This window comes from Streptomyces sp. NPDC002784, from assembly GCF_053592135.1.
Genome location: NZ_JBSFVD010000081.1, coordinates 1 through 5776, shown reverse-complemented (window position 1 = coordinate 5776; position 5776 = coordinate 1). Strand labels below are relative to the sequence as shown.

General features: G+C 66.9%; 5 protein-coding genes. 2 read left to right on the top strand and 3 right to left on the bottom strand.

Annotation, left to right across the window (positions count from 1 at the left end; all coding sequences use genetic code 11):
- The first annotated feature begins 72 nt into the window (after positions 1 to 72).
- Positions 73 to 1263, top strand: coding sequence for an IS110 family RNA-guided transposase (locus ACWD1Z_RS36280; protein ID WP_389421695.1), 1191 nt, complete (start codon positions 73 to 75; stop codon positions 1261 to 1263).
- A 36-nt stretch (positions 1264 to 1299) separates the two neighbouring features.
- Here ACWD1Z_RS36280 and ACWD1Z_RS36275 read toward each other — a convergent pair whose 3' ends face one another.
- From ACWD1Z_RS36275 to ACWD1Z_RS36265, 3 genes are all read right to left on the bottom strand, one after another.
- Entirely contained in the window at positions 1300 to 2064 is a 765-nt protein-coding gene (locus ACWD1Z_RS36275; RefSeq protein WP_451125000.1) for a transposase family protein, read from the bottom strand.
- A 492-nt stretch (positions 2065 to 2556) separates the two neighbouring features.
- On the bottom strand, positions 2557 to 2994 hold the full coding sequence (locus ACWD1Z_RS36270) for an SRPBCC family protein (protein WP_451124998.1): 438 nt from the start codon (positions 2992 to 2994) through the stop codon (positions 2557 to 2559).
- Between the two features lie 4 nt (positions 2995 to 2998).
- Positions 2999 to 3346 (bottom strand): ArsR/SmtB family transcription factor, encoded by a 348-nt coding sequence (locus ACWD1Z_RS36265; protein WP_189561178.1) that lies wholly within the window; start codon positions 3344 to 3346, stop codon positions 2999 to 3001.
- Positions 3347 to 3715: 369 nt separating this feature from the next.
- Between ACWD1Z_RS36265 and ACWD1Z_RS36260 the strand changes: the two genes are divergently transcribed.
- Positions 3716 to 5098, top strand: a complete 1383-nt coding sequence (locus ACWD1Z_RS36260; RefSeq protein WP_451124996.1) for a PIN-like domain-containing protein — start codon at positions 3716 to 3718, stop codon at positions 5096 to 5098.
- Positions 5099 to 5776: the final 678 nt, after the last annotated feature.

Genomic DNA, 5776 nt, shown 5'->3' with positions numbered 1-5776 from the left:
TCGCTGAGTAGGGAATCGACAGCGAGGTCGTCCGTCGGAAGGCACCAGCACCACACCGCGCGGAGGCACCACATGGCCATGATCTGGGCCGGCATCGACGCAGGCAAGACGCACCACCACTGCGTCGCGATCGACGAGAGCGGCCGCCGGCTGCTGTCCCGACGCGTCGCCAACGACGAACCCGAACTCCTCGAACTCCTCACCGACGTCCTGGCCCTGGGCGATGATGTGACCTGGGGCATCGACCTGGCCGACGGTGGAGCCGCCCTGGCCATCACCATCCTGTTCAATCACGACCAGCCGGTGCACTACATCTCCGGCCGGGCCATCCACCGCGCCTCCGAGAGCTACCGCGGCGAAGGCAAAACCGACGCCAAAGACGCCGCCGTCATCGCCGACCAGACCCGCATCCGCCGCGATCTGCACTCCTTACGCGCCAGCGACGAGACCGTCACCGACCTCAAGATCCTAACCGGCCGCCGCACGGATCTGGTCGCCGACCGCACTCGCACCGTTAACCGGCTCCGCGCCCAGCTCACCGGCATCTTCCCCGGCCTGGAACGGGCACTGGACCTCACCAACACCGGCCCACTCATGCTGCTCACCGGCTACCAGACCCCTGCCTCCCTGCGCCGGACAGGCAAGAAGAGGCTCGAGACCTGGCTGCGTAACCGCAAGGTCCTGCGCCCTGAACGGCTCGCCGAGACAGCTTGGGAGGCCGCCGGACGCCAGCACACCAGCCTGCCCGGCGAGAAACTCACCGCCCAAATGGTGCACACGCTCGCGCGGGAAGTGATGGCCCTCAACCAGCAGGTCGCCGAGCTCGACAAGGCGATCGAGGCCCGGTTTCGCGAACATCGGGACTTCGAAGTGATCACCAGCATGCCGGGGCTGGGAGCCATCCTCGGCGCCGAGTTTCTGGCCGCGACCGGCGGCGACATGAGCTTCTTCGGCACCGCAGACCGCCTGGCCGGCTTCGGTGGCGTCGCACCTGTTCCCCGCGACTCCGGCAAGATCAGCGGCAATCTTCGCCGGCCGCGGCGCTACAACCGCCGACTCCAACGCGTCTTCTACATATCCGCCTTGTTCAGCATCCGACACTGCGATGAGTCCCGCCGGTTTTACGAACGCAAGCGAGCCGAAGGCAAACGCCACATCCAGGCTGTCCTCGCCCTGGCCCGCCGCCGTGTGAACGTCCTCTGGGCCCTCCTCCGCGACGGACGGACCTACGAACTCATGCCACCCACCGCGCACGCGGCTTGACAGACCGCATTAGGAATCACTGAGCCTTTTCCATCCTCACCCTGAGCTGGTCAGATGCAGGGCGAGGACGGCCTGGACGAGGCTGGTGATCCGAGTGGTCGAGCACCGCAGTTTGCGCAGGAGCCGCCAGGACTTGAGGGTGGCGACGGCCTGCTCGACGAGGGCCCGGATCTTTGCGTGGGACCGGTTCACCACCTGCTGGCCCGCGGAGAGGGTCTCCCACCGTCCCCAGCATGGGATGCGGACCGTGCCGCCGGCACCTCGGTATCCCTTGTCGGCCCAGCACGGGATGTCTGCCTCGGCGAGGGCCTCGATGATGCCGTGTTCGCGGGCCGCGCGGATGTCGTGAACGGCTCCGGGCAGGGCCGGTGAGACCCACAGCAGCCGGCCGAAGGGGTCGGCAAGGATCTGCACGTTCATCCCGTGCTTCTTGTGCTTGCCGGAGTAGAACGGCCGGTCCGCGGCGATGCGGTCGATCGGCAGGAGCGTGCCGTCCAGGATCAGGTACGCCTTCGCCGACGCGGTCCGCACCGCGTCGGCCAGGCTCAGGGCGAGAGCGGCCAGGAGGTCGACCGCCTCGGTGACATAGCGGTAGGCCGTCGTGGTGCCGACGCCGAACCCGGCCGCGAGCTGGGCATAGGTGTGTCCCATCCGCAGATGGGCGAGGGTGAACAGGGACTGACGGCCGGCGCTCAGACGCCGCCACCGCGAGCCGATCGCGCGGCGGTGGCGCCGCAGCTGCTGTGTGAGGAAGCGGAGGGCGGAACTGGACACGTCGACACCCGACGGGTAAACAAGCACGTGAAGCCTCTGGTGGAGACAGTTCTCTTGGTCGAAAACCCATCTACCAGGGGCTTCACCACGTTGTCAGCCCAACTGCCCCACATCAAAAGCAGGTTGAGAAAGGCTCACTGCTCGTGGTTCTCCTTCGGGCCAGGATCATAAGCCTGGTTTCAGGGGCTCCACGAATCTGGGGTCATCTCATACAGCAACGGCCCGTGCCGTGAACATCTGCGCCGCCGGGGCATCCGTCACGCGATCCCGGAGAAGATCGACAGCCAGGCTGCCCGCCTGCGTAAAGGCGCACGCGGCGGGCGGCCGCCTGGCGTCGACGAGGGCCGCTACAAGAAGCGCAACACTGTCGAGCGGGCAATCAACAAACTCAAGCATCCGAGCGGTAGCCGCGCGCTATGACAAACGCGGGCACGTCTTCCTTGGCACCGTCGCCGCAGCTCCATTCTCATATGGCTTCGCCAATGAACGGCCGGGCGGCGGCTCCGCTGTTTCGGGCGGTCATCCAGCTGTGTCGAGCTGCGTCGCGAGCTGATCCAGAGACGACTGCCAGCCCCCGGAGGCACTGTCGGCGATCGCGGGATCGGCCATGACGTGGGTGAACACCAGGAGACAGCCGGCCCCTTCGTCGCGCAGCTCGAACCTGAGGTGATCGTCGAACTCCCTCTCCTTACCGTCCGGGTCGTGCTCGTCGAAGGCGAACAGCCGCGGCGGGTCGAAGTCGGTGATGGTGGCCGAGTAGATCGTCCCCTCGCCGTCGTCGAAGGTCATGCGACCGCCGGTCCTGGGCTCCAGCCCCGTCACCCGAAACGGATACCACTGGCTCAGCTGCTGGGGATCGGTGACCGCCAGCCAGACCTTGTCGCGGCTGTGCTTCAGATGACGTTCGAACTGCAGGGCAGGCCGGCCGTCGAAGGTGGTGACATTGGTCGCGCTCATGACTTCACGGCTCCTCGGTTGACCGACGCGGCTGTTCCTCGGGGGCGTCGGGCATCGTTTCCAGGTGTCGTTCCAATGCGTCCAGGCGTTCGGTCCACAGTCGGCGATACGGTGCGAGCCAGGCGTCGAGATCGGCCAACGGCTCCGGGCGGAGCTCGTACCAGCGGCGCTGCGCTTCCGGTCGGACCGTGACCAGCCCGGCCTCACGCAGCACCCGAAGATGCTTGGACACCCGCGGCTGACTCATCTCCAGTTCGTGGGCGACCTCCCCCACCAGTCGGGGGCGGCCGAGCAGCAGCCCGAGTATCCGTCGCCGTGTGGGGTCGGCCAGCACTTCGAACGGCAGGGACATACCTTGACCATACCTCGTCAGTTATATAACGGCAACGGCATGAATGGCTTCGGCCCAGCTGACCGCCGTGCGGGCCCCGCCCACCCGAACATGATCGGGCGGACAGGCCCTAATCTGGAACGGCTGACACAATGAGGTGTATCGCTCCTGATGGCCATGCTCGACAGGCCAGTTGGACGTTGTCCGGGCCATGGGTACTTCGCTGTGCATCGTGTCGGATGACCAGCCCTGACGGTCGATGCTCGGCATACGTCCAGGGTGTCGCAACCGCCGCTGTTTCCTCGGCCGCCGGCTCGACCCGGTCCTAGACTTTCCCCGCGCACCCAGCCGGGGAGGGCTGATGCGCCTGACGATTCCAGGGAGCGTTTCATGGCAGCAGCGCACACCGCGTCCGACCAGCCGCACGTCCGGGGCGTCTTCGACTGCGACGAGGCCCATCGCAGCCCGCTGCGCTCCGACTACAAGCGGATCTTCGATTCCGGTCTGGTCGTGCTGGACACCAATGTGCTGCTCAACCTCTACCGCTCCAACGAGAGCACCCGCCGGGACACCCTCGCCGCCCTCACCAGGCTTCGCGAACGCCTGTTCATTCCCCACCAGGTGCTCACGGAGTTCTGGCGTAACCGCGAGTCGCCGACCGTGCGCCATCACCACGCGACCAAGGCCAATGAGGCGAGTGCCGCGCTCGACAAGGCGGTCAACGCGGCCCGGACAGGCGTGGCCACATGGCTGACCGCCGTCCAACTCAAGGACAACGAAGAGGCTGTACAGCGGACGGACCGAGACCTGACCGAGCTCGCCAAAACAGTCGGCCACCTCAAAGAGTTCATCCGGGCACAGGCCGAGTGCGACGCGCTCAAGGAGACTGCCACCACCCACACCGACCCGGTGCTCAACGCCCTGGAACCGCTTCTGCACGGCCGGGTCGGCGAGCCGCTGCCGGCGGACGCATACGACAAGGCCGTGAAAGAGGCGCAGGAGCGCGCCGACGAGGGGATTCCGCCGGGGCACGAGGACTTCCGCACCAAGGAACCCGAGCTGGCTGCCGGTGACTACCTCGTATGGGTACAGCTCATGGCGGAGGCCCGGCGCCGCGGGTGCGACGTTCTCCTGGTCACGGGGGACGTGAAGAAGGACTGGTGGACCAACCGCGGATACGACATCCCGCCTCGTCCCCGTGCCGAACTCCTCCAGGAACTGCGGGAGAAGGCCGGGGTGGGACTCTACATGCTCACTCCGAGCGAACTGCTGCGCTGGGCCAAAGAACTCCTCGAACTGAACGTGGACGAGGGCTCGGTCCGCGACCTGGAGCAACTGGGCGAGGCATCCGCCGACACGGACACGGAAGACGAAGCCTGGACGGCGGAGTCGCTGGCGGCGTTCATGGACGAGCTGATGAGGCGCTACCCATCCCGAGTCAAAGCCATCGTTGCAGCTGCGGCAAATGGCGGGTTCGTGGACCGGGAGACGGTGTACGAGCTTGCCGGCTATGACGAGACACGCAGACTCCGCGGCTTCACCCAACCGATCGGCACCCTGGCGCGGGACCTGCAAGCGGTAGGTGTGCTCACAGGAGGGGAGCCTTTCCTGCTCACCACCGTCTACGGCCACGCCGTCGACCCTTCCTGGGCGAAGGGATTCCGCATTCCCAGCGCGGTGATCCCCCTGCTGCGGAGCACGTACGAGGGAAGCGACCTGTGGCAAACCCCAGACAGCGCAGAAGCCGGGAGCGAACCAGCCGACAGGAGCTAAAGACGGCTGACACGGTGACTGGAGTCGGCGACCGCGTCGACCTAAGCCGTCTCCAGGCACCTTGCCCCGCAGGCCCGGGCAGAAAGCAGCGGGACGCGTTGCTCGACGGCACGCTGGAGATCTACGGCGCCGGTGCCCTGCGCGGGCGTGCGCCAAGCGCGTCGCTCAGCGCGCCGGCCTGTACGCGATCCTGAACGCCTCCCGGCAGCGCGACACCACCTGCCTGCTGCGCCTTCTCCCTCGGTCCGCCGCCTGTCACGAGGCCTCGCCGTCGTCGCCGACGAGCGGTTTCTCCAGTCGGGGCTCGGCAGCCACTTCGGCACTCTCATACGCCGAGTCGCCCGATCGCGGTGACGGCTTTTCTTCGGTCGGGGTTCGACTGCCGCATCGGCATCCCCGTGCACCGGGCTGTTCTCGACGCCCACCAGGATTGGGTGCACACGCTCAACGACCACGGCCTCCTCATCTGACGCTTCCTCCACCCGGCCACCGGAGGAACTTGGTGCGGTCCTCCCCGACGGGGGATCAGGGACGACCGCGATACCCGCGAACGGCTCGGTGCTCGATGAGCCGGTCTCGGGGGCTAGTAGGGCTTGGTCAGGTTCGTAGCGGTGTGGGTATGTCGCGGTGGCAGGTGGGGCAGGCGCCGGCCCAGAGAGCAAGGAGTGTCTGCAGCTC

Excerpts from the sequence above, each read along its gene's own strand:
- ACWD1Z_RS36265 (WP_189561178.1), bottom strand. The coding sequence starts at position 3,346 with ATGTCCCTGCCGTTCGAAGTGCTGGCCGACCCCACACGGCGACGGATA.
- ACWD1Z_RS36280 (WP_389421695.1), top strand. The coding sequence starts at position 73 with ATGGCCATGATCTGGGCCGGCATCGACGCAGGCAAGACGCACCACCAC.
- ACWD1Z_RS36270 (WP_451124998.1), bottom strand. The coding sequence starts at position 2,994 with ATGAGCGCGACCAATGTCACCACCTTCGACGGCCGGCCTGCCCTGCAG.
- ACWD1Z_RS36260 (WP_451124996.1), top strand. The coding sequence starts at position 3,716 with ATGGCAGCAGCGCACACCGCGTCCGACCAGCCGCACGTCCGGGGCGTC.